The organism is Xanthobacter sediminis (assembly GCF_043195015.1).
Classification (GTDB): domain Bacteria; phylum Pseudomonadota; class Alphaproteobacteria; order Rhizobiales; family Xanthobacteraceae; genus Xanthobacter.
Genome location: NZ_JBAFWH010000014.1, coordinates 1 through 22,744 on the forward strand (window position 1 = coordinate 1; position 22,744 = coordinate 22,744).

The 22,744-nt window shown below is 68.8% G+C and carries 19 protein-coding genes; 6 read left to right on the forward strand and 13 right to left on the reverse strand.

Annotated elements, in window-relative coordinates; all coding sequences use genetic code 11:
- Positions 1 to 399 (forward strand): response regulator (locus V5F61_RS16795; RefSeq protein ID WP_394104058.1); only part of this gene is annotated, 399 nt, incomplete at its 5' end.
- Complete coding sequence (locus V5F61_RS16800; RefSeq protein WP_393989032.1) at positions 386 to 2,500, forward strand: ATP-binding protein; 2,115 nt, start codon at positions 386 to 388, stop codon at positions 2,498 to 2,500. The genes V5F61_RS16795 and V5F61_RS16800, both read left to right, overlap by 14 nt.
- Positions 2,501 to 2,533: 33 nt before the next feature.
- On the opposite strand, the gene V5F61_RS16805 is transcribed toward V5F61_RS16800, so the two are convergent.
- The gene (locus tag V5F61_RS16805) at positions 2,534 to 2,656 is read right to left on the reverse strand and encodes a hypothetical protein (protein WP_393989031.1); all 123 of its coding nucleotides are present in this window, start codon (positions 2,654 to 2,656) and stop codon (positions 2,534 to 2,536) included.
- Positions 2,657 to 3,433: 777 nt separating this feature from the next.
- Between V5F61_RS16805 and V5F61_RS16810 the strand changes: the two genes are divergently transcribed.
- A complete protein-coding gene (locus V5F61_RS16810; RefSeq protein WP_393989030.1) occupies positions 3,434 to 4,666 on the forward strand; it encodes an alpha/beta hydrolase family protein in 1,233 nt (410 codons plus the stop codon).
- Between the two features lie 16 nt (positions 4,667 to 4,682).
- Here the strand turns inward: V5F61_RS16810 and V5F61_RS16815 are convergent, their stop codons facing one another.
- The 7 genes from V5F61_RS16815 to V5F61_RS16845 all read right to left on the reverse strand — a co-directional run bounded on the left by V5F61_RS16815 (position 4,683) and on the right by V5F61_RS16845 (position 13,886).
- Positions 4,683 to 6,305, reverse strand: coding sequence for an ABC-F family ATP-binding cassette domain-containing protein (locus tag V5F61_RS16815; protein ID WP_393989029.1), 1,623 nt, complete (start codon positions 6,303 to 6,305; stop codon positions 4,683 to 4,685).
- 171 nt (positions 6,306 to 6,476) lie between these two features.
- Positions 6,477 to 8,132 carry a thiol reductant ABC exporter subunit CydC gene (gene cydC / locus V5F61_RS16820; RefSeq protein WP_393989028.1) on the reverse strand — a complete coding sequence of 552 codons (1,656 nt, stop codon included), beginning with the start codon at positions 8,130 to 8,132 and terminating at the stop codon, positions 6,477 to 6,479.
- Between the two features lie 29 nt (positions 8,133 to 8,161).
- A complete protein-coding gene (cydD, locus tag V5F61_RS16825; protein WP_393989027.1) occupies positions 8,162 to 9,883 on the reverse strand; it encodes a thiol reductant ABC exporter subunit CydD in 1,722 nt (573 codons plus the stop codon).
- A gap of 110 nt (positions 9,884 to 9,993) precedes the next feature.
- Entirely contained in the window at positions 9,994 to 10,251 is a 258-nt protein-coding gene (locus tag V5F61_RS16830) for a hypothetical protein (RefSeq protein WP_393989026.1), read from the reverse strand.
- An 11-nt stretch (positions 10,252 to 10,262) separates the two neighbouring features.
- Positions 10,263 to 11,447: a cytochrome d ubiquinol oxidase subunit II gene (gene cydB / locus V5F61_RS16835; protein WP_393989025.1), complete on the reverse strand. Its 1,185-nt coding sequence runs from the start codon at positions 11,445 to 11,447 to the stop codon at positions 10,263 to 10,265.
- Complete coding sequence (locus V5F61_RS16840; RefSeq protein ID WP_393989024.1) at positions 11,413 to 12,975, reverse strand: cytochrome ubiquinol oxidase subunit I; 1,563 nt, start codon at positions 12,973 to 12,975, stop codon at positions 11,413 to 11,415. The genes cydB and V5F61_RS16840 overlap by 35 nt, the downstream gene beginning before the upstream one ends.
- A 362-nt stretch (positions 12,976 to 13,337) precedes the next feature.
- Positions 13,338 to 13,886 carry a cupin domain-containing protein gene (locus tag V5F61_RS16845; protein ID WP_393989023.1) on the reverse strand — a complete coding sequence of 183 codons (549 nt, stop codon included), beginning with the start codon at positions 13,884 to 13,886 and terminating at the stop codon, positions 13,338 to 13,340.
- Positions 13,887 to 14,040: 154 nt separating this feature from the next.
- On the opposite strand from V5F61_RS16845, the gene aptA reads away from it, so the two are divergent.
- Entirely contained in the window at positions 14,041 to 15,372 is a 1,332-nt protein-coding gene (aptA, locus tag V5F61_RS16850; protein WP_393989022.1) for an omega-aminotransferase AptA, read from the forward strand.
- A gap of 144 nt (positions 15,373 to 15,516) precedes the next feature.
- Here the strand turns inward: aptA and V5F61_RS16855 are convergent, their stop codons facing one another.
- The 5 genes from V5F61_RS16855 to V5F61_RS16875 all read right to left on the reverse strand — a co-directional run bounded on the left by V5F61_RS16855 (position 15,517) and on the right by V5F61_RS16875 (position 19,765).
- Positions 15,517 to 16,791, reverse strand: a complete 1,275-nt coding sequence (locus V5F61_RS16855; RefSeq protein WP_393989021.1) for an allantoate amidohydrolase — start codon at positions 16,789 to 16,791, stop codon at positions 15,517 to 15,519.
- 117 nt (positions 16,792 to 16,908) lie between these two features.
- The gene (locus V5F61_RS16860) at positions 16,909 to 17,637 is read right to left on the reverse strand and encodes an amino acid ABC transporter ATP-binding protein (protein WP_393989020.1); all 729 of its coding nucleotides are present in this window, start codon (positions 17,635 to 17,637) and stop codon (positions 16,909 to 16,911) included.
- Positions 17,624 to 18,274: an amino acid ABC transporter permease gene (locus tag V5F61_RS16865; protein WP_393989019.1), complete on the reverse strand. Its 651-nt coding sequence runs from the start codon at positions 18,272 to 18,274 to the stop codon at positions 17,624 to 17,626. Before V5F61_RS16865 ends, V5F61_RS16860 begins: the two co-directional genes overlap by 14 nt.
- A 5-nt stretch (positions 18,275 to 18,279) precedes the next feature.
- The gene (locus V5F61_RS16870) at positions 18,280 to 18,942 is read right to left on the reverse strand and encodes an amino acid ABC transporter permease (RefSeq protein WP_393989018.1); all 663 of its coding nucleotides are present in this window, start codon (positions 18,940 to 18,942) and stop codon (positions 18,280 to 18,282) included.
- 28 nt (positions 18,943 to 18,970) lie between these two features.
- A complete protein-coding gene (locus tag V5F61_RS16875) occupies positions 18,971 to 19,765 on the reverse strand; it encodes a transporter substrate-binding domain-containing protein (RefSeq protein WP_393989017.1) in 795 nt (264 codons plus the stop codon).
- Positions 19,766 to 19,913: 148 nt separating this feature from the next.
- Here V5F61_RS16875 and V5F61_RS16880 point away from each other — a divergent pair, with 148 nt between their 5' ends.
- Positions 19,914 to 20,813, forward strand: a complete 900-nt coding sequence (locus V5F61_RS16880) for a LysR substrate-binding domain-containing protein (protein WP_393989016.1) — start codon at positions 19,914 to 19,916, stop codon at positions 20,811 to 20,813.
- Between the two features lie 536 nt (positions 20,814 to 21,349).
- Positions 21,350 to 22,723: a GGDEF domain-containing protein gene (locus tag V5F61_RS16885; RefSeq protein WP_393989015.1), complete on the forward strand. Its 1,374-nt coding sequence runs from the start codon at positions 21,350 to 21,352 to the stop codon at positions 22,721 to 22,723.
- Positions 22,724 to 22,744: the final 21 nt, after the last annotated feature.

Below are 22,744 nucleotides of genomic sequence, written 5' to 3' on the forward strand. Positions count from 1 at the left end.
CAGGAAGCTGCCAAGCCGATGAGCCACCTTCTGATCGTGGACGACGAGCCGGATTTTCTCGATGAGCTGGCCGAGGCGCTGGCATTCCGGGGCGTGTCCTCCACCTGCCTGGGGCACGCTGCCGGCGCAGTTGAGGCGGTCCGCGCGGATCCACAGATCCGCACCGTCGTCACTGACATCCGCATGCCGGACATGGACGGGGTGGTGCTGATCGAGGCGCTGAAATCCGCGTTTCCCGAACGTCGTCTGGCTTTCGTCGTGATGACCGGCCATGCCGCCGAAAGCGACATCCGCCGCGCGCAGGCGGCGGGCGCGACCGCCTGCTTCCCGAAACCCCTGGCGTTCGCAGCCTTCTGCGAAGCGCTGGAGACCTTGGACCGCGGCCATGAACAAGCCTGACGACACCTCGGCCCTGCGCCGTTTCGTGAACCCGGTCACCCTGCTGCTGGCGGCGCTGCTGATCCTGGTGGGCTGCCTGCCGTTCGCGGCGGCGGTGACCCTCTATACCCTCCACAGCAAGGCGGAACTCCACAGGGCCAGGGACGGCGCCGCCAAGATCGCGACCCTGCTTCTGCACGGCTTCGAACGCTCCATCGAGCCGATCGACGCCCTCATGCAGAACTTCGCGAGCAGCTTCGACGCCAACTGGACCCGCGAGCAGGCGTACGACGCGCTGAGGGACGTGAAGCTGCCCTCCTCCATCATCCAGTTCGCGGTCATCGACAAAGCCGGAAAGCTGATCGCCAGCAACCTTTCGGCACCCACGGGCACGCCGGTGGATCTCTCGGACCGGGAGCATATCCGGGTCCACATGGAGAAGAACTCGCCACGTGGCGACCTCTTCATCAGCAAGCCGGTGCTCGGCCGCGTCTCCAACATCTGGACCGTCCAGCTCACCCGCCCGCTCGACGACGGGCACGGGAATTTCGGCGGCGTGGTGGTGGCCTCCTATGCGATTTCCGACTTCATAGAATACTTCAAGCAGCTGCGGCTCGAGGACAACATGCTCATCGCCCTGGTGGGCGACGACGGCATCATCCGCGCGCGCGCCGCCAAGCAGACATCCTTCGGCGACGACGTGTCCACAAGCCCGGCATTTCAGCGAATCATGCAGTCGCGGGAGGCCCCGTACGACTTCAAGAGCACCCTCGACGGGGTCGAGCGGATCGGGGAGATGATCCACTCGAAACACTATCCCGTCTCTGTCATGGTCGCCTATTCGAAGGACTTCGTGCAGCAGCAGAGCGGCAACTTCCGCACCGCCATCTGGGGCACCGCATTGGCGCTCGCTGTGGCGCTGCTCATCCTGGTGCTGCTCGCGAACCGCTATATCGGCATGCAGAAGCGCCTCAACGCCCAGGACCTGGAGACCCAGGCCCGCCAGCGCGAGGCGGATGTTCTCGGCGCCATCAGCCGCGTGCCCGGAATCAGCGTGCTGCACGTGGGAGACACCGGGCCGAGCGAGGTGAGCACGGTTCCCGCGAGCCCCATGGGCTCGGCGGTGCGCGATTATGCGAGGAGCGGACGCTTCCGCGCCCTTTCCGCCGGCCTCGCGGCCCCCGTGGTGCGCAACGAGCACCTCTCGGACGGAAGGGAGGAATGGGAGGTGGAGATGGTGGTGGCCCCCATCAAATCCCTGGATACGGAGCGCCCCTCCCCAGGCCGCAAGGAGGTGGTGGTGTTCGCCCTCGACCAGACCTCCCGCCGGATGGAGGAGAACAAGCTCTACCAGATGTCCAAGCTCGCCTCGCTGGGAGAGGTTGCCACCGGCCTCGCCCACGAGATCAACCAGCCGCTCGGCGTGATCCGCCTCGCCGCCACCAACGCCCTCACGGCCATGAAGCAGGGCGCGGCGAGCGACTACCTCATAGCCAAGCTCGACCGCATCATCCAGCAGACCGAGCGGATGAGCCGCATCATCGACCACATGCGCATCTTCGGCCGCAACAGCGACGACATGCTCCAGCCCTGCGGCGCCATGGATGCGGTGCACGGCGCCCTCCAGGTGCTGGGAGAGCGGATCCGGCTCGACGGCATCCGCCTGGAGACCCGCTTCGCGCTCGATGTTCCTCCGGTGCTGTGCCGCCAGGACCAGCTTGAGCAGGTGCTCATAAACCTGCTGCAGAACGCACGTGACGCCATCCTCGATGCGGCGGCAGCGCGCGGCGAGAGCCCGCAGGGCCGCATCGGGATCGATGTTCGGCGCGAGGAGACACCGGAAGGCGGGCGGGGGGTCCGTATCGAGGTGTCCGACAATGCCGGCGGCATTCCGCAGGACATCATGGAGCGGATCTTCCAGCCCTTCTTCACCACCAAGCCTCCGGGCAAAGGCACCGGGCTCGGGCTTTCGGTGAGCTTCGGCATCATCCGCAACCATGGCGGCACGCTCTCCGTCCGCAACGGCGTGGACGGCGCGATATTCGCCATCACCCTGCCCGCCAAGGGCACCGGCGCCGCTGCGGCCATCCCCGATGCCGCCGCGGCCGCCGCTGAGAGCTGACGGCGCAGCGGCGGCGTTCACAAGCCCGCGCGGTCACGGGTCGAACCGCAGCACGATCCCGCCAAGGTCGTGCTCTGCGCCGAAGGTCTCCTTGTCGGTGAGGCGCGAGGCCAGGGGCACGCCGAGGCGTGCCGCCCCCGCCACAGAATCGGCCACGGCATGTACGCCGGCAGGACGGAAGGCGGTCGCAGCGCCTGCCCGTCAAGGAACCGCGTCATCACGTCCAGATAAGCCTCGTCGAAGCGGGCGCGCCGCCGCCACGGCGCCGGGCGCCTCGCGGCGGGGATCTGCGGCGAATTCAGTGTGGCCGCTGGTGTCGTCGCGAAGGCCCTCCCGCGACCGCCTCCGGAGCCGGATCGACGGGACCGCCGGGACGTGGCGGTCGCACGAGACGAACAGCATGCCACTTCCGCTTTGCCGTCCCGTGCCCCTGTCAGCTTCGGAAACAGCAGATGCATTTGTTTGCATAATGCCGATTTTGCCTTTGCGGGGTCGCGATATATTCGGCCATCGACGCGGGCGCGGCAGCCGGGAACGGACAGCCCACACACCCGCTCGTCCTGCACGCGGAGGAACACGCCGCGCCGGGGCGCGACACTTCGCAAAGGCACCCCCGCGCTGAGATCCCTAGCTCTGGCCGGCGCCTGTCTGATGGCGGACACGGCGCCGGCACAGCCCTTTCGCCGCCGGATGGGCACCCCCGCCCCCTCTGCCTGCCGATCACGGACGACGGCAGCGGCGCGGCCAGGCCCTGCCCCATTCCCCCGCGTGCAGGCATGCCCCGTTGGAGGAAGGTTCGGCCTGCACCTGCAGCTCCGCGCCCGGCAAGGTTCACAGCGGCCCACCGCCGGCCCCGCCTCGCGGGCCGTGATACCATCGCTCATCACCCTTCCGGTCCTCAACCGCGCCGGCCGGCGTCTGCGGGAGTTTCAAATGTCCTGGTTCACACGCGCGCTCGCCGTCGTTGCATTGGCCTGCTGCGCCGCCATCCTGCCACCCGCGCCGCCGCTCCGCGCAGAGACACCGCAGGCCGCCGTAGCCGTCGCCTCGGGCGTCAGCTACCAGTACATCGGCCGCTGGGACGCCGACAGGCTGAACGACATCCTCGACACCCAGGCGCCCCGGAATTTCGGCGTGAAGGTGAGCTTCACGCCGGCGACGAACGCCGTGCGCCTCTATCGCGTCACCTATGGCTCGGTGATCCCGGAACGCGGCAACGCACCCATTATCGCGACCGGCCTGCTCGCAATTCCCGAGATCCCCGGCGCCGCCGCCCTGCCGCTGCTCTCCTACCAGCACGGCACCGTCTATGGAAAAGAGCAGGTCCCGTCCTTTCCCGACCAGTCCATCGAAACCCAGCTGGTGCTCGCCCAGTTCGCAGGGCAGGGCTATGTGGTGATCGGCGCGGATTATTTCGGAATGGGAGCGTCCAAGGCGCCCGAGGGCTACCTCGTGAAGGAGAGCCAGCAGCAGGCCACAGACGACATGCTGACCGCGAGCCGCGCGGTGCTCGCCCACATGAAGCTCTCCACCTCCCGCCTGGTGCTCGGCGGCTGGTCGGAAGGCGGATTCGTCACCATGGCGATGCTGGAACGGCTGGAGCACTCCGGCGTGCCGGTGGCGGGCGCCGCCACCGCCAGCGCCCCGACCGACATCTTCCTCGGCATGAGCGGCTTCCTCGACTTCCCGCGCGAGAACGACGCCGACTGGGTTTCCACCCTCTTCATCCTCAGCGCTTTTTCTTACGAGAACTACTATGGCCTGCCCGGCCTTGCCCGCGCGCTGTTCAACGACGATGCCTACGATATCGCCCGCAGGATCTATGAGCGCGAGCCCTACGACACGGCGCAGATGCCCACTAACCTGCGTAAGCTGATCCGAGCCGAATATTTCAATCCCCAGACCTTTGCCTCCTCCGCCTACGGCCGATTGCTGAAGGAGAAGGCCAATGCCTATCGCTGGGTCATCCAGAGCCCGGTGCGCAATTATTATGGCGAGGCCGACGAGATCATCACCCCCGGCCTCGGCCGGCTGGTGATGACCTATCAGCGGGCCATGGGCACCGGCAACATGAAGGTGGACGCCATTTCGACCGGAGAAACCAGCCATCGCGGCACTTTCGCCACCGCGCTGCCCCTCTGGAAAAGCTGGTTCGACGGCCTTTGAGCCGGCCCGCGCTGCCTCAGTTGCGCAGGCCGGGCGCCTCGTGGCCGGTGCGGGCCACATATTCGGTGTAGCCGCCGGGGTAGTTGTGGATGCCCTCGGGCGTCAGCTCCAGCAGCCGGTTCGACAGCGCCGCCAGGAAGTGGCGATCATGCGAGACGAACAGCATGGTGCCCTCGTACTCGGCGAGCGCCTTGATGAGCATCTCCTTGGTGGCCATGTCGAGATGGTTGGTGGGCTCGTCCAGCACTAGGAAGTTCGGCGGATCGTAGAGCATCTTCGCCATCACCAGCCGCGCCTTCTCGCCGCCGGAGAGCACGCGGCAGCGCTTGTCCTGGTCGTCGCCCGAGAAGCCGAAGCAGCCGGCGAGCGCGCGCAGGGAGCCCTGGCCCGCTTGGGGGAAGGCGTCCTCCAGGGTCTCGAACACGGTGCGCTCGCCGTCCAGCAGGTCCATGGCGTGCTGGGCGAAGTAGCCCATCTTCACGCTGCCGCCGACGGCGACCGTGCCCTGGTCCGGCTCGGACGCGCCCGCCACCAGCTTCAGCAGCGTGGACTTGCCCGCCCCGTTCACCCCCATCACGCACCAGCGGTCCCGGCGGCGGATGGAAAAGTCGAGCCCCTCGTAGATGATGCGGCTGCCATAGCGCTTGTGCACGCCCTTCAGGCTCGCCACGTCCTCGCCCGAGCGCGGCGGGCTCGGGAACTCGAAGGCGATGGTCTCGCGCCGGCGGGGTGGCTCCACGCGGTCGATCTTCTCCAGCTTCTTCACCCGGCTCTGCACCTGCGCGGCGTGGGAGGCGCGCGCCTTGAAGCGCTCGATGAACTGGATCTCCTTGGCCAGCATCGCTTGCTGGCGCTCATATTGCGCCTGCTGCTGCTTCTCGTTGAGCGCGCGCTGCTGGTCGTAGAATTCGTAGTCGCCCGCATAGGTGTTGAGGGCGCCCGCGTCGATCTCCACGATCTTGTTGACGATGCGGTTCATGAAGGCGCGGTCATGGGAGGTCATCATCAGCGCGCCGTCGAAGCCCTTCAGGAAGGCTTCGAGCCAGATGAGGCTCTCGATGTCCAGATGGTTCGAGGGCTCGTCCAGCAGCATCACGTCCGGCCGCAGGAGCAGGATGCGGGCGAGCGCGACGCGCATCTTCCAGCCGCCGGAAAGCCGGCCCACGTCGCCGTCCATCATCTCCTGGCTGAAGCCGAGGCCCGCGAGCACCTCCGCCGCGCGGCCCTCCAGGGCATAGCCGCCCAGCTCCTCGAAGCGGCCCTGCACCTCGCCGTAGCGCTCCACCAGCTGTTCCATCTCGTCGGCGCGGTCGGGATCGCCCAGCGCCGCCTCGATCTCCTTCAGCTCGGCGGCGACGACGCTCACCGGGCCCGCGCCGTCCATCACCTCCGCCAGGGCGCTGCGGCCGCTCATCTCGCCCACATCCTGGCTGAAATAGCCGATGGTGACGCCGCGATCGAGCGAGACCTGCCCCTCGTCGGGCGGCTCCTGCCCGGTCATCATGCGGAACAGCGTGGTCTTGCCGGCGCCGTTGGGCCCGACGAGGCCCACCTTCTCGCCCTTCAGCAGGGCCGCGGAGGCTTCGATGAAAACGATCTGCCGGCCGTTCTGCTTGCCGATATTGTCGAGGCGAATCATGGATGGCGGTCTCGGAGGACGGGTCTGCGCCCGGCCATAGGCCATCTGCCGCCCGCGCGCAAAGGGCGCCCCACCCCCGGCCCCTGTCCCTGGCAGGTGCCAGACCGGTTTCGCCCGCCCGCCGCGCGCGCCGGCCAACGGCCCACGAGACAGCCTCACGGGCCCCTGGCGTCACGCCACGCGCCGGCCCGCCTCCATGCGCACGGTCTCGTCCGCGAACATCTCCGCGGCGGCGGGATCGTGGGTGATGAGGATCACCGTGCGCCCCGCCGTCGCCTCAGACAGTGCCGCCAGAAGCTGGCGCGAAGTGGTGGCGTCGAGATTCTCCGTGGGCTCGTCGAGCACCAGCACCAGCGGCGCGCGCAGCAGCGTGCGCGCCAGCACCAGCCGGCGCGCCTGCCCGGCGGAGAGCCGCGCCCCGCCCTCGCCGATCCAGGTGTCGAGCCCGCCCGGCAGCTCCGCGACAAACGGCATGAGCTGCGCCGTCTCCAGGGCGCGGCGCATGGCCGCCTCGTCCGCCTCCGGGGCGGCCATCAGCAGGTTCTCGCGGATGGTGGCGTTGAAGAGCTGGGCATCCTGGGCCGCGACGCCCACCAGCCGGCGCAGGTCGTCGGGCTGGTAACGCCGCAGGTCGTGCCCGCCCAAGCGGATCTCGCCCTCGTATTCCCAGAAGCGCAGCAGCAGCCGGGCGATGGAGCTCTTGCCCGCCCCACTCGGACCCAGCAGCGCCACGCGGCGTCCGGCGGAGATGGCGAGGTCGAGCCCGTCGAGCGCGAGCGGGCCATCCGGCGTGTAGCGCAGGCGCACCGCCGCGAATTCCAAGCTTCCGTCGCGCGGCTCCGGCGAGGGATCGCCTCCGGCAACGATGGCCGGCGCCCGGTCCGCAAGCGCAAACAGCCGTCGGGCGGCCGCCATCACCTCGCCCCAACGCTGCATGGCGCCTGGCAGCGGGGCCACCGCCTCAAAGCTGGCGAGGGCAGCGAGGGCCAGAGCCGGCACCAGCGCGGGATCGAGGCTGGACGCGGCGACGCTCATGGCCGCGAGCAGCGCCGCACCCCACAGGGCGAGGCCCGCGCACAGGCCCACCCCCGCCTCCGCCAGAGTGCCGGAAACCGCGGCGCGCCGCTGCGCCTCCGCCAGCGCGGCGCTCGCCGCGGAGATGGACTCGAGCTGCCGCTCCACCGCCCCGGCCGCCCGCAGGTCGGTTGCGCCCTGCAGCGCATCCACCACGGCGACCCGCAATTCGGCCCGCAGCCGCACCGCATCCGCGCCGGGCGCGGCAGCGGCGCGGCGGGCAAGAAGCGGCCCGACGCCGCCGGCGCACAGCAGCAGCGCGCCGACCACCAGTGCCGTGGGCTGGTGCAGGGCCGCCAGCACGGCCACCACCACCACCGCGCATGCCACCGCCACCGCCACCGGCGCGCCAAGGCGCAGATAGGCATGCTGCAGCGTGTCCACATCCGCCTGGAGGCCGCCCGCGAGATCGGCGCCGCGCCGATCGGTGAGGCCGGCGGGGGCCAGCGGCACCAGCCGCCGGAACAGCCACAGGCGCACGCCCGCGAGCAGGCGGAAGGTCGCCTCGTGGCTCAGCAGCCGCTCGCCATAACGCCCGCCCGTGCGCAGGATGGCGAACAGGCGGATAGCGGCCGAGGGCATGAAATAATTCATCATGCCGGTGGAAACACCGGCGATGGCCATGGCGGCGATGAACCAGCCGGCCACCGTCATGAGGCCGATGCTGGCCAGCACGGTGACGCAGGCGACCACGCCGGTCAGCAGCATCCAGCCCGCATAGGGCCGCGACAGGCCCGCGAGGCGACGCAGCATCGCCGCATCCGTATCCCCGGCGCCAGGCGTCATGATGCGAGCCCCGCATCGCGCAGCAGCGCGGCATAGCGGCGGCCGTCCGCCTCCAGCTCCTCCCGCCGCCCCTGCTCCACGATCCGCCCACCCTCCATGAAGATCACCCGGTCCGCGAGCCGCACGGTTGCCAGCCGGTGGGCGACGATGAGAGTGGTGCGGTTCGGGGCAAGGCGGCGGATGGCGGCGCTCACCAGTGCCTCGGTGTCGCGATCGAGCCCCGCCGTGCCCTCGTCCAGCACCGCCACAGACGCCTCCGCCTTGAGGAAGGCGCGCGTCAGCGCAAGGCGCTGCACCTGCCCGCCCGAAAGGGTGTGGCCGTGCTCGCCGAGGGGGGTGTCATAGCCCTGCGGCAGGGCGGCGATGAAGCCGTCGGCGGCTGCGAGGCGCGCGGCCTCCCGCGCCGCCTCCCGCGAGACATCGGGCGCGCCGAGGCGGATGTTGTCGAGCACGGTGCCCGCGAACATGTGCGGGCGCTGGGGCACCAGGGCCACCTGCCGCATCCAGTGGGCCGGGTCCACGGCCGCGAGGTCCGCCCCGCCGGCAAGGATGCGCCCCTCCTGCGGGCGGATGAAGCCCAGGAGCAAAGCGAGCAGGGTGCTCTTGCCGGCGCCGCTCGGTCCCACCAGGGCGGTGATCTCCCCCGGCTCCAGCCGCAGGGACACCGCGCGCACGGCCGGGCGTCCCGGCTCCCAGGCGAAGCTGGCCGTCTCCACCTCCACCGCCGGTGGGCGGGGGAAAGCGGGCCGCGCGGTGCCCGGCGCATCAGGTGTCTCGTTCAGAACGTCGATGATGCGCTCGGCTGCGGCGAGGGCCTCCATGCGCGCGTGATAGTCGACGCCGAGCTGGCGCAGGGGCGCGTAGAATTCCGGCGCCAGCAGCAGCACGAAGAAACCGGCCTCGAACCCCATGGCGCCGTCGAGCAGGCGGAAGCCGATCAGCACCGCCACCACGGCGATGGCGACGGTGGCGAAGAATTCGAGGGCGAGCGAGGAGAGGAACGCCACCCGCAGCACCGCCATGGTGCTTTCGCGGTAGTCCTCCGCAGCCTCGGCCAGTCGCTCCGCCTCCCGCGCCGTGGCATTGAGGGCTTTCAGGGTGGTGAGGCGCTGCAGGCCGTCCAGCAGTTGCGCGGAGAGGCGGGTGAGGCGGCGCCACTGCCTGCGGTTCGCCTGCTCGGCTCCCAGGCCCAGCAGCACCATGAACAGCGGGATAACCGGCGCCGTCACCAGCAGCACCAACCCGGAGATCCAGTCGCTCGGCAACACCACGGCGAGGATCACCAGCGGCAGGGCGGCGAGGATGCCGGAATGGGCCATGAAACGCGCCACATAGGGCTCGAGCGCGTCCACGCCCTCGACGACCAGCGTCGCGCTCTCGCCCGAGGCGCGCCCGGCGAGGCGGGCGGGGCCCAGCGCCTGGATGTGCCGCATCAGATCCGCCCGCACCTGGGCCTTCAGGCGCGCGGCAGCCGCGAGCGCGCCGCGATCGGCGGCGGAGGCGAGCCAGAACCGCAGTGCGAGGATGGGCAGAACCGGAAGCAGCCAGGGCAGCGCCACGGCCAGCGGCGCGCCGCCCATCACCACCGGCGTGATGGCATGGGCGAGCAGCCACGCCTGGGGCACCACCAGCGCCGCCCCAAGGGCGCCGAGCGCCGCGGCCCGGCGGATGGCGAGGCCGGCGGCGGCCTTGGCCTGCGCACGCAGCCAGCGCTCCACGGCCCGCCCCGGCCGGCTGGGCGGCGTGTCATCCCCGGACGGTTGCGCCGCTTTATACGGCGCGACCGGCCTTCCGTCGTTCGATGCGACCAAGATGGGCTCGATCGCGCTCAGGCGCGGGGCCCGCCGGCAACCGGCTTCCCGTTGCCTGCCACCACGCGAGCGACATCGTCGGCGCCCGTCGAGGCACTACCCACCGCGGCATCCTCCTGCGCCTCGAACAGCACGCCCGAGGAGGCGGCGACCAGGATCATGAGGCCGGTCCCCAGGAACCAGCACATGTACCAGGGGCCGTAATCCCCGATGATGATGCCCAGGAGAACGGCGAGGCCGGCCACCACCAGGGCGATGATGTAATGCACGATCATGACTGGCCTCCTCAGAGCGCGTGTTCCGAAGCCTCGATCTGCTTCGGATCGATCTTCCCCCGCATGATCCAGAACGCCCAGCTGGTATACCAGACGATGAGCGGCATGAAGAGCAGGGTGAAGCCCAGCATCCAGGACAGGGTCCTGAGGCTGGAGCCCGAGTTCCAGATGGAAAGGCTGTGGGAGGGATTGGTGATCGAGGGCATCAGGAACGGGAACATGGCCGCGCCGACCGTGCCCATGACGCCGATCCAGGCCACGACGCCGAACCACCAGCCCACCAGGGGCCGCTTCGCCGCCAGAGCGAGGAGGCCGAGGACGATGCCCACGTAGGCGAGGGCCGGGAACGCCCATAGTATGGGGTGCCGGGCATAATTGGCGAGCGCCGTGCCGGGCACATAGGCCACCTGCTGGTGCAGGGGCGTCTGCGCCACCTCCGGCGAGGGGCCGGAGACGAGCTGGTAGCCGCTCATGCCGGAGAACCAGACACCTGCAATGGTGAAGATCACGATCGCCGCGATGCCGGAGGCGAGCGCCGCCCGGCGGGCGCGCGCGGACACCGGATCCGTCGCGCCGCTCGCGAGGCACGCCCCGCCCATGTAGACCGCCAGCGCCACCGACATCAGTCCGCACAGGATCGCGAACGGATTGAACAACGAGATGAAGCTGCCCGTGTAGTAGGAGGTGAGCCGCCAGTCGAAGTGGAAGGGCACGCCCTGCAGCACATTGCCCACTGCCGCGCCGAACACCAGCATGGGCACGAAGCCGCTGATGAAGAGCGTGGCATCCCAGGCCGCGCGCCACCGCTCGGTGGGCATCTTGCTGCGGTACTCGAAGCCGAGCGGCCGCACGATCATGCTCCACAGGAGCACGAGCATGACGATGTAGAAGCCCGAGAAGGCGGTGGCATAGACCAGCGGCCACGCAGCGAAGATGGCGCCGCCGCCCAGAATGAACCACACCTGGTTGCCGTCCCAGTGGGGGCCGACGATGTTGAGCGCCACCCGCCGTTCGGCATCGGTGCGGCCGACATAGCGCAGGATTGTGCCCACGCCCATGTCCATGCCCACCATGGCGCCGATGCCGGTGAGCAGCACGCCGAGCAGCACCCACCAGATCACCTTCAGAATGGCATACGCCTCGAAAGCAAAGCCTTCCATCTCAGTAGGCCCCCGCCAGCCGAACCGCACCCTCATGCCGGGGCTCCTCGGGGCCCTTGCGGATGAAGTGCACCATCAGGAAGATCTCGATGATCGCGAAGATCGTGTAGAGCAGCACGAAGCCCGTGAGCGAGAAGATCATGTAGCCCACGGAATGGGTGGAGGCGGACAGCCAGGTGGGCAGCACCTCGTACACGGTCCAGGGCTGGCGCCCCACCTCGGCCACCACCCAGCCCACCTCGCAGGCGATGTAGGGCATGGGGATCATCAGCACCGCCCCCCACAGGAACCAGCGCTGGGTCTGCACCTTGTTGGTGAGGGTCATCAGCGCCGCGAGCACCATGTAGGCGAGGAGCAGGAAGGCGACGCCCACCATCACGCGGAAGGACCAGAACACCAGCCACACCTCGGGGATGGTGTCCCATGCCGCCTTCGCGATGTCGGCGTCGGTAGCCTTGGAAACGTCGCCGCCGGCGGCGTAGCGCTGCACCAGGAAGCCGTAGCCCACATCCTTGCTGTGCGCCTGGAACTGGGCCAGGGCGGCGGGATCGGTGGGATTGGCGCTCAGCGTCTCCATGGCCTGCACGGCGGGAATGCCGTTGCGGATGCGCTGGGCGGCCTGTGCCTCCAGCTGGTCCACCGCCGGCAGCGTGCCGCTCAGCGAGTGGGTGACCAGCAGGGAGAGCATCGCCGGGATCTCCACCGGGAACAGGTTGCGGCGTTCCTCCTGGTCGGGGAAGGCGACGAGGGTGAGCGACATGGGCGCCTTCTGGGGCGTCCACAGCGCCTCCATGGCGGCAAGCTTGGTGGGCTGCACGTGGGCGCCCACATAGCCCAGCGCGTCACCCAGCGTGATGACGCCGGGAGAGCCCAGGAGGCCGAAGATGGCGCCGATGCGGAACGAGCGCCTGGCGAACTCCATGTGCCGCCCGCGCAGCATGTACCAGGCGCTGACGCCGCACACGAACACTGCCGCCGTCATGTAGCCGGCGAGCACCGTGTGCACGAACTTGGCCTGGGCGTCCGGGTTGAAGAAGAGGGCACCGAAGCTGTCGAGCTCCATGCGCATGGTCACCGGATTGAAGCTGGCGCCGGCCGGATGCTGCATGAAGCTGTTGGCCACCAGGATCCACAGCGCCGAGAGGTTCGAGCCGAGCGCCACCAGGTAGGTGACGAACAGGTGCTGCGCCTTCGACATCCGGTCCCACCCGAAGACCATGAGGCCGATGAAGGTGGATTCCAGGAAGAAGGCCATCAGGCCCTCGATGGCCAGCGGGGCGCCGAAGGTGTCGCCCACGAAGCTGGAGTAGAAGGACCAGTTGGTACCGAACTGGAACTCCATGGTGAGGCCGGTGGCCACGCCCAGAGCAAAATTGATCAGCAGCAGCTTGGTCCAGAACTGGGCCATCTGCTTGTAGATCTCGCGACCGGTGGTCACGTAGATCGTCTCCATCACCGCCAGCAGGACGGTGAGGCCAAGGGTCAGCGGCACAAAGAGGAAGTGGTAAAGCGCCGTGGCCGCGAACTGCGCCCGCGACAAATCCACGACTAGGTCGTTCACCATCACAAGCCCCCCTTGCGCGACGGCGTAGCCGCCCGGCTGCGAAACGTGCAACCAGCGGTTTTCCAGACTCCAGGATCGTAGCTGGAGAATGGGTGAAGTCTTTCGTGTTCGTCAACCGCCTGGGGCGATTCCAACCTGCGGCATCGGGACGGGTTGCCTGCACGCCGTGGTTAAAGCTAAGGTTTTGGCCCACTGTGGAAAATTCTGCGCCGGCACAATTTCGCGCGCCGGCACGCGGTGTGCGCCTTTCTTGTTTCGCCCGGCCATGGCACCTCCGACGGCCTGTCGCAGGCGGGTTTGCATTCGCCGGGGCGCACGCAAAGCACTCTCACCGGTGAAGACGCGCGGAGCGCCCCGGTGCCTCAGAACGTGGGCGGCGTGCAGGCGCTCACCACCTCGCACGGGACCGGGCCGACACAGCGGAAGCGGTGCGGCCGGCGGCTCTCGAAATAATAGCCGTCTCCGGGCCCCAGGATGCAGCGCTCGCTGCCCACCGTCACCTCCAGCCGCCCGCTGAGCACGATGCCGCCCTCCTCCCCGTCGTGTTCCAGGGGAATGACGCCGGTGTCGGCGCCGGGCTGGTAGCACTCCTTCAGGATCTGCAGGCTGCGGCCGAACAGGCTCTCCCCCACCAGCCGGAAGGAGATGGGCCCCTTGCCGATCTCCACCAGCTCATCGGCGCGGTAGAAGGCCTTCCTCGGCGGGGCGGGCACGATGGCGAAGAAATCCGCGAGGCTGACGGGGATGCCGTCAAGGATGCGCTTCAGGGCGCCGACTGAGGGATTGCTCTTGTTGGCTTCGATGAGGGAAATGGTGGAATTGGCCACCCCCACCCGTTTCGCGAGCTCGCGCTGCGAGAGCTTGTGCAGCTCGCGCACGTAGCGCAGCCGCCCGCCCAGGTCCTCCGCCACGGCCCCTCCCCCGGCGCCTGTTGCAGTTGTTGCGCCATGCGCAACAATCTACATTCGATGCGCGCGATTTCAATGGCTTGCGAAAGTCCAGAAAAGGACTTGTTGCGCATTTCGTCGCGTGCTCTGGCTCAGCCAGCTTGAAAAGGGGATCACCATGACCGCGGCCAAGCCCAATACGCCGAGCCTCGAAAACTACTGGATGCCGTTCACCGCCAACCGGCAGTTCAAGGCGGCGCCGCGCCTGCTCGCCTCGGCGGAGGGCATGTACTACACCACCGACGACGGTCGCCGCATGCTCGACGGTACCGCCGGCCTGTGGTGCGTGAACGCCGGCCACGGCCGCCGCCGCATCGCCCAGGCGGTGGAGCGCCAGCTCTCCACCATGGATTATGCGCCCTGCTTCAACATGGGGCACCCCATCGCCTTCGAATTCGCCGAGAAGCTCGCCGCCATCGCGCCCGGCGGGCCGCAGGCGCAGATGGACCGGGTGTTCTTCACCGGCTCCGGCTCGGAATCGGTGGAGACGGCGCTGAAGATCGCCATCGCCTACCAGCGCGCCATCGGCCAGGGCACCCGCACCCGCATCATCGGGCGCGAGAAGGCCTATCACGGCGTCGGCTTCGGCGGCATCTCGGTGGGCGGGCTCGTGAACAACCGCCGCGTGTTCCCGCAGATCCCCGCGGACCACATGCGCCATACCCTCGACATCTCCCGCAACGCCTTCACCAAGGGCCTGCCGGAGCACGGCGCCGAGCTCGCGGACGACCTGGAGCGGCTCGTGGCGCTGCACGGGGCGGAGACCATCGCCGCCGTCATCGTGGAGCCCATGTCCGGCTCCGCCGGCGTGATCCTGCCGGCCAAGGGCTATCTGGAGCGGCTGCGGGAGATCGCCACCCGCCACGGCATCCTGCTCATCTTCGATGAGGTCATCACCGGCTTCGGCCGCGTGGGCACGCCCTTCGCCACCGATTATTTCGGCGTGACACCGGATATCGTCACCACCGCCAAGGGCATCACCAACGGCACCATCCCCATGGGCGCCGTGTTCGTGAAGCGGGGCGTGCACGATGCGCTGATGACCGGGCCGGAGAATGCCATCGAGCTGTTCCACGGCTACACCTATTCCGGCCATCCGGTGGCCTGCGCGGCCGGCATCGCCACGCTCGAGGTGTATGCGGAAGAGAACCTGCTCAACCGCGGCGGCGAGCTCGCCGAGACCTGGCAGGAGACCATGCACGCCCTGAAGGGGCTGCCCCACGTCATCGACATCCGCAATATCGGCCTGGTGGCCGGCATCGAGCTGGAGCCGCGCCTCGGCGCGCCGGGCGCGCGCGCCTACGAGGTGTTCCTCGACTGCTTCGCGAAGGGCGTGCTCATCCGCGCCACCGGCGACGTGCTGGCCATCTCCCCGCCCCTCATCATCGAGAAGGCGCAGATCGCCGAGATCGCCGACCGCGTGGCCGAGGCGCTCCGCCGGGTGGCCTGACGCCGAAGGCCCATGTGCCCCCGGCGCATGGGCCGCGGCCCCAGCCCGCGCAGCATGTGTGCGGAACCCATCCGGCTCCGGTCGACGACCGAAGCCGATGGCATGAAGCGGGATGCCACCCGGCGGCACCACCGCCGGGAACGATCAACGCGCGCGGAAGCCCGCCAGCGCCGAAAGCAGCACCGCGGCGCCCGCCGCCACGTCCTCGGCGCTCACATGCTCCGCCGGGTGGTGGCTGATGCCGCCCCGGCAGCGCACGAAGATCATGGCGATGTCGGTGAGGTCGATCATGGCCATGCCGTCGTGCCCCGCCCCACTCGGCAGCTCCAGCACCCGGTGGCCGGCGCCAGCGATGGCGGCGGCGAGCTGCGCCTGGAGCCAGGGCGCGCACCGGGCCGTGCCGTTCTCATGGGTCTTGATGATGCGCGCCTTGAGGCCCCGGCGCGCGGCGATCTCGTCGATGGCATCCACCACGTCCGAGACCGTTTCCCGGCGCTGAACGTCATCCGCCGCGCGGATGTCGATGGTGAAGACGGCGCGGCCGGGAATGACGTTGGTAGCCCCCGGCAGGGCCTCGATCTGGCCCACGGTGCCCACCACGCCGATGCCCTCCCGCGCCAGCGCCTCCACCGCCAGCACGCACTCGGCGGCCCCGGCGAGCGCATCGCGGCGCAGGGTCATGGGCACGGTGCCGGCGTGGCCCGCCATGCCCTCCAGTTCCACCCGGAAGCGGTTGGCGCCGCTGATGGCGGTGACCACACCCACCGGCAAATTCTCCGCCTCCAGCACCGGCCCCTGCTCGATGTGCAGTTCCAGGTAGGCGAGCACGTCGGCGCGCCGGCGCGCCGCCCGGCCCACGCGCGCGGGATCGAGCCCGAACGCCGTCATGGCCGCGCGCACGCTGACGCCCTGGGCATCCTTCGCCTCCAGCGTGCCCTCGTCGAAGGTGCCCGCCACCGCCCGGCTGCCCAGCAAAGTGGAGGAAAAGCGCACCCCCTCCTCGTCGCAGAAGCCCACCACCTCGATGGCGTGGGGCAGGCGCGTGCCGGCCGCGGACAGGGCCGCCACGCATTCGATGGCGGTGACGACGCCCAGCGGCCCATCCCACTTTCCGGCGTTGCGCACGGTGTCGTAGTGGGAGCCCGTCATCAGGGCCGGGGCGCCGGGCTCCGCGCCCTCGTAGCGGCCCACCACGTTGCCGATCTCGTCCTGGCGCGCGGCCATGCCGGCCTCGCGCATCCAGCCCAGGATAAGATCGGCCGCGCGGCGATGCTCCGGCGAGAAGGCGACGCGGGTCACCTCCCCCTCCCGCTCGCTGATGCCGGCCAGCTCCTCGATCCTCAAGACGATGCGGTCCGCCATGTCGGCGGGCGATGCCGCGTGGGGGCGATGCTCGGTCACGTTCTCTCCCCTGGTCATGGCTGTCCTCCCCGGTCTTTCGGCGCGTGCGCCCGTTGCCGTTCCGCCTTGCCGACGGAGCGGATTCAAAGCCTCGATCGGAAGCGCGCCGGCCGCGGGCCGGGAGCCCGCCGGCGCTCAGCCCTGGCTACCGACGAACTGGGCGAGCTCGGGCGTGCCGGGACGGGCGAACAGATCCCTGGGCGGCCCCTCCTCGTGCACGCGGCCCTGGTGCATGAAGACGAGCTTGGTGCCCACCTCGCGGGCGAAGCGCATCTCGTGCGTTACCAGGATCAGCGTCATGCCCTCGCCAGCGAGCCGCTCCACCACTTTCAGCACCTCGTTCACCAGTTCCGGGTCGAGGGCGGAGGTGATCTCGTCGCACAGCAGCACCGTGGGGCGCATGGCGAGCGAGCGCGCGATGGCGACGCGCTGCTGCTGGCCGCCGGAGAGCTGGCTCGGATAGGCGTCGAACTTGCCGGAAAGGCCCACCTTCTCCAGGAGGCTCTCGGCGATGGCGCGGGCCTCGCCCTTCTGCTCCTTCACCACCACGGTGGGCGCGAGCATGATGTTCTCGCCCGCGGTGAGGTGGGGGAAGAGGTTGAACTGCTGGAACACCATGCCCACGTGCCGGCGCAGGGTGCGCAGGTCCGTCTTGCCGTCGCCGACCGTCATGCCGTCGACGGTGATGGCGCCGGACTGGTAGGTCTCCAACCCGTTGATGCAGCGCAGCAGCGTCGACTTGCCCGAACCCGAGCGGCCGATGATGGCCACCACGTCGCCGCGCCCGATCTCCAGCGACACGCCCTTGAGGACTTCCTGCGCGCCATAGCTCTTGCGCACGTCCCTGATGCTAACGAGCGACATTGAGGCGGCCCTCCAGACGTTTGGAATACCAGGACAAGGGGAAGCAGAGCGCGAAGTAGATGAGCGCCACCAGCGTGTAGACGAGGAACGGCTGGAAGGTGACGTTGTTGAGCATGGTGCCGGCCTTGGTCAGTTCCACGAAGCCGATGACGGAGGCGAGCGCCGTGCCCTTCACCACCTGCACGGAGAAGCCGACGGTGGGCGCCACCGCGATCCTCAGCGCCTGGGGCAGGATGACGTAGCGCATCTGCTCCCAGTAGGAGAGCGCGAGGCTCTCGGATGCCTCCCACTGGCCCTTGGGGATGGAGTCCACGCAGCCGCGCCAGATCTCCGCGAGGAAAGCGGAGGTCCAGAAGGTGAGCGCCAGCCAGGCGGCGATCCAGGGGCTCACCTCGATGCCGAACAGGGCGACGCCGAAGAAGAACAGGAACAGCTGCATCAGAAGCGGTGTGCCCTGGAACAGCTCGATATAGCCGGTGGACAGAACCCTGAGCGCCCGCCGGTGCGAGACCCGCGCCAGCAGCACCAGGAGCCCCACGATGCCCCCGCTGGCGAAGGCGATGAGCGAGAGCAGGATGGTCCAGCGCGTGGCGAGCAGCAGGTTCTGCAGGATGATCCAGAAGCTGAAATCGCTCATGGTCCTCACCCTTTCGGAAACATCGCCCGGCCGATACCGCGCAGGAGCGCGCGCAGGCCGATGGCGAGCAGGAGGTAGAGAAGAGCGGCGACGATGTAGACCTCGAAGGCGCGGAAGTTGCGCGACTGGATATAGTTGGCCGCGTAGGTGAGGTCCTCCGCCGAGATCTGCGAGACCACCGCCGAGCCCAGCATCACGATGACGATCTGCGAGGACAGCGCCGGATAGACCTTCATGATCGCCGGCTTGAGCACGATGTAGCGGAAGATCTCCCACCGGCTCATGGCGAGCGAGGCGCCCGCCTCCAGGTGTCCCTTCGGCACGGCCTCGATGCCGGCGCGGATGATCTCGGTGGAATAGGCGCCGAGATTGATGACCATGGCGATGAAGGCCGCCACGTCCTCCGAGAGCTTCACCCCCAGGGCCGGAAGCCCGAAGAAGATGAAGAAGAGCTGCACGATGAAGGGCGTGTTGCGGATGACCTCCACATAGGCCCGCGTCAGCGCGCCCGCCCATTTCGGCCCGAAGGTGCGGGCCCAGGCCCCCGCCGCGCCGAGCCCGAGGCCCGCCACGGTGGAGGTGAGGGTGAGGACGACCGTGAACAGCAGTCCCCGGGCGAACACCTCCCAATAGGGCAGGAGATCGCCGAAATTCAGCTCAAGGATCATGGCGCGGGCCCCGGCGTGCGGCGCCCGCTCAGAAATTGGCCGGCAGCGGCGCCTTCAGCCAGGTCTCGGAGAATTTGGCGAGCGTGCCGTCGGCCTTCGCCTGTTCGATGATGGCGTTCACCTTGGCGAGCAGCGCCGGCTCGTCCTTGTTGAGGCCCACGTAGCAGGGGCTGTCCTTGATGACGAACTTCAGCTCCGGCTTGCGGCTCGGGCTCTTCTCCGCCACCGCGGCGGCCACCGTGTTGCCGGTGGCGATCAGGTCCACCTGGCCGGAGATGAAGGCGGAAACGGTGGCGTTGTTGTCCTCGTACCGCTTCACCGTGGCGCCCTGGGGCGCGATCCTGGTGAGCTCCTGCTCCTCGATGGCGCCGCGGGTAGCGCCCACGGTCTTGCCGGCGAGGCTGGCGGCGTCGGTGACATTGTCGCCCTTCAGCCCATACACGCCGGAGAAGAAGGGGGCATAGGGCACGGAGAAGTCGATCACCTTCTCCCGCTCCGGGTTCCGGCCGAGGCTGGAGATGACGAGGTCCACCTTGCGGGTCTGCAGATAGGCGATGCGGTTGGCGCTGGTGACGGGCACCAGCTCCGCCTTCACGCCCAGCGCCTTGGCGATGTAGTTGGCCATGTCGATGTCATAGCCGCGCGGCTGGAGATCCGGCCCCACCGAGCCGAAGGGCGCGAAATCCTGCGGCACGGCGATGCGGATCACCTTGGCCTTCTCGATCTCTGCGAGAGTATCGGCACGGGCGGGCGCCGACACCAGGAGAGCGGCGGCGAGGGCGGCGGACGCACACTTTGCGGCAACGCGCATAACCATGTTCATGAGGAAGATTCCTTGTCCCCGGAAGAGCCTGGAAGGTCGGCCGTGCTGCCCGAAGCGCCCGATGGAGGCCCGTGCGCCGGCCGTTGCTGTCACTCTCGGCTCCGGGTATGGATATGTCCAATATATGATTGAACTAGATTGATATGTGATGGATATCGACCTTAGGCAGCTCCGCTATTTCCTCGCGGTGGCGGAGGAGCTGTCCTTCACCCGCGCCGCGGGGCGGCTGAACATGTCCCAGCCGCCGCTCTCCCAGGCCATCGCGCAGCTGGAGGCGACACTGGGCACGCGCCTGTTCGCCCGCACCAGCCGCCGGGTGGAGATGACCGCCGCTGGCCAGGAGCTGGAAGCGCAGGCCCGCGCCCTCCTCGCCCAGGCCGAGCGCGCCCGCCAGCAGGTGATGTCGGTGGGCGCGGGGCGTTCGGGCAAGATCGAGATCGGCGCCACCGGCACCATCCTGCGCGGCGGCCTCGCCCGCTGGCTCGCCGACTACCGGCGCCATGCGCCTGAGGTGCGCACGGTGATCTACGAGCAGGCGCCCGCCCTGCAGGTGCAGGACGTGCTGGAGCACCGCACCGACATCTCCTTCAACCGCACCGACATGAGCCTCGAACGCTCGGTGGCGCGCCACCCGGAGCTGGGCTGCACCCTCGCGTGGCGCGAAGCCATCTGCGTGATCCTGCCACCGGACCACCACCTCGCCGCCCGCCCGGTGGTGGCGCTGGCGGACCTCGCGGTGGACGAGCACGTGATGCTGCACCCGGACTCGTCGGAATTCGCCCGCTACATCCAGCGGCGCTGCGTGGAGGCCGGCTTTTTGCCGCGCGTGTCGCAGCAGGTGGTGGATTCCCAGTCGATCCCGAGCCTCATCGCCGCCGGCTTCGGGGTGGCGCTGGTGCCCGCCTCCACCGCCCGCTTCACCGGCGGCGAGGTGATCTTCCGCCCGGTCACGCCGGAGCTGGTGGCCGATGTCCACATGATCTACCGCCTGCGCGAGCAATCCCCAGCCGTGCACGAATTCCTGCGCTGGCGCGCGGCCTGCGCGTAAGAGGCGGCGAGCAGTCCGGCGGCATCAGTGGCGCGCGGGGACAGCCATGCCCCACGCTGCGACCTGAGACACAAGATCGCAGAGACGAGCGACACCTCATTTGAGGTATAAATATACATATTTGCTTTAGATCAAATTTCAAGAACACGCCAAATAATGGAATTCATAAAGCGGACACACTCATGGCGGCGCACAAGATCGGCCCTCTGCACTCTAAATCTTGAAAGCAGCCCCGGCAGCCGGCGGTTCCTTAGCCGGGCCAAAAGACGAGCCCAACGGAAGACGAAGGACGCTGCCCCATGCGGCCACGCTTGCGCGAGCTGGCAGAAACGGGGCCAGCTGCCATGCGGGCCGCCGTCCGGCGCCTCCCCCGGCCATAGCCCCCCGCGGGCCGGCGCCTCGACGGAGCCTTGCGCTTCGACGAAAGGCAAACCTATCGTCGCAGGAGAAACAGGCACCATTCGAAACAGGCGCGGCAGAAGCCGGAAGGGGCGGCTCCACCGCCCGCCGTTTCGCACAGAAGGACGAGGGTCACCATGCAGAGCCAACATGCGGGCGGTCCGGCCGCGAGCTGGTATGCGCCTCCCGAGCCCTCCGAGGACACACGCGCCGTCATCGAGCAGCTCATCGCCACCCATGCGGGCAAGCTCGTCGAGGTCTTCTACGACACCTTCCTCGAGGACCCGGAGGGCGCCGCCTTCCTGAGCCACCAGATGGTGGAGACGCGGCTCGTCCATTCCCTGCGCCACTGGCTGGGAAACCTCTTCAAGGAAGCGGATGCCGACGCCCAGAGGAAGATCGGTGAGGTGCACGCGCGGGTGAAGCTGCCGTTCGGCTTGGTCATCCGGGGCGCGGCGCTGCTGAAAGCGGAGATTTCCGGGCTTCTGGTTTCCAGCGGCCTCGACCGGGCGGCGCTCGCCTCGGCCCTGATCTTCCTCGATTCCCGCATGGACTGGGCCATGGGCCTCATGAGCGAGGCCTACATGCAGGGCTCCATGCGCCGCGCGCAGGTGGACGAGGCATTCCGCCTGTTCGCCGTCGGGCAGGACATCTCGGTGACGCGCGAGACCCAGAATGCCGCCCTCATGGAGTGGCTGCAATCGGTCCTGTTCCCCCTGCTCGACCCCAGCTCCAACGCCGACCTGACGCCCCTCGCCAAGTCGTCCTTCGGGCTGTGGTTTCACCACCGCGCGGGCCTCATTTTCCAGGGCGCGGCGGGCCTCGACGTCATCTACGGGAACCTCAAGCAGATCGACAGCATCGTGCTGCCCAAGCTTCAGGAGGCGCGCAGCAAGGGCGGCGAGGAACTCCGGCAGCAGCTGGCGCGGCTGCGCACGCTGGTGGACGAGATCAAGTTCGTGCTCGCGGACCTGTTCCAGAGCGTCGCCGGCGTCGAGGGCGGGCGCGACCCGCTCACGCGCGCGCTCAACCGCCGCTTCCTGCCCACCATCCTCGGGCGCGAGATTTCCATCGCCAGCAGCAACGGCACGCCGTTCACCATCCTCATGATCGACGTGGACCATTTCAAGCAGATCAACGACCGCTGGGGCCATTCCACCGGAGACCTGGTGCTGCAGCAGGTGGCGGATGTGGTGATGGACACCGTGCGCTTCAATGATTTCGTGTTCCGCTACGGCGGCGAGGAATTCCTGATCGCGCTGGTGGAAGCCGGCGTCGACGACGGCTACGACATCGCCGAGCGGGTGCGCACGCGCCTCGCCGAGCGCAAGCTGCGCCTCTCCGACGGCAGCCACATCCAGGTCACGGCATCCGTGGGGGTCGCCACCTACAGCGGACATCCCGACTACATCCAGCTCGTGGATGCCGCCGACCGCGCGCTCTACGCCGCCAAACAGGGCGGGCGGAACCGCACGGTGATCTCGCGCGAGGCGCCCGCCGGCGCGCTCTGAGCCCCCCACCCCGGCGCGCGC

Bases quoted from the DNA above. Each gene is read 5' to 3' on its own strand.
- V5F61_RS16800 (WP_393989032.1), top strand. From the start codon at position 386: ATGAACAAGCCTGACGACACCTCGGCCCTGCGCCGTTTCGTGAACCCG.
- V5F61_RS16810 (WP_393989030.1), top strand. From the start codon at position 3,434: ATGTCCTGGTTCACACGCGCGCTCGCCGTCGTTGCATTGGCCTGCTGC.
- V5F61_RS16815 (WP_393989029.1), bottom strand. From the start codon at position 6,305: ATGATTCGCCTCGACAATATCGGCAAGCAGAACGGCCGGCAGATCGTT.
- cydC (WP_393989028.1), bottom strand. From the start codon at position 8,132: ATGCTGCGTCGCCTCGCGGGCCTGTCGCGGCCCTATGCGGGCTGGATG.
- V5F61_RS16830 (WP_393989026.1), bottom strand. From the start codon at position 10,251: ATGATCGTGCATTACATCATCGCCCTGGTGGTGGCCGGCCTCGCCGTT.
- cydB (WP_393989025.1), bottom strand. From the start codon at position 11,447: ATGAGGGTGCGGTTCGGCTGGCGGGGGCCTACTGAGATGGAAGGCTTT.
- V5F61_RS16840 (WP_393989024.1), bottom strand. From the start codon at position 12,975: ATGGTGAACGACCTAGTCGTGGATTTGTCGCGGGCGCAGTTCGCGGCC.
- aptA (WP_393989022.1), top strand. From the start codon at position 14,041: ATGACCGCGGCCAAGCCCAATACGCCGAGCCTCGAAAACTACTGGATG.
- V5F61_RS16855 (WP_393989021.1), bottom strand. From the start codon at position 16,791: ATGACCAGGGGAGAGAACGTGACCGAGCATCGCCCCCACGCGGCATCG.
- V5F61_RS16860 (WP_393989020.1), bottom strand. From the start codon at position 17,637: ATGTCGCTCGTTAGCATCAGGGACGTGCGCAAGAGCTATGGCGCGCAG.
- V5F61_RS16865 (WP_393989019.1), bottom strand. From the start codon at position 18,274: ATGAGCGATTTCAGCTTCTGGATCATCCTGCAGAACCTGCTGCTCGCC.
- V5F61_RS16870 (WP_393989018.1), bottom strand. From the start codon at position 18,942: ATGATCCTTGAGCTGAATTTCGGCGATCTCCTGCCCTATTGGGAGGTG.
- V5F61_RS16875 (WP_393989017.1), bottom strand. From the start codon at position 19,765: ATGAACATGGTTATGCGCGTTGCCGCAAAGTGTGCGTCCGCCGCCCTC.
- V5F61_RS16880 (WP_393989016.1), top strand. From the start codon at position 19,914: ATGGATATCGACCTTAGGCAGCTCCGCTATTTCCTCGCGGTGGCGGAG.
- V5F61_RS16885 (WP_393989015.1), top strand. From the start codon at position 21,350: ATGCAGAGCCAACATGCGGGCGGTCCGGCCGCGAGCTGGTATGCGCCT.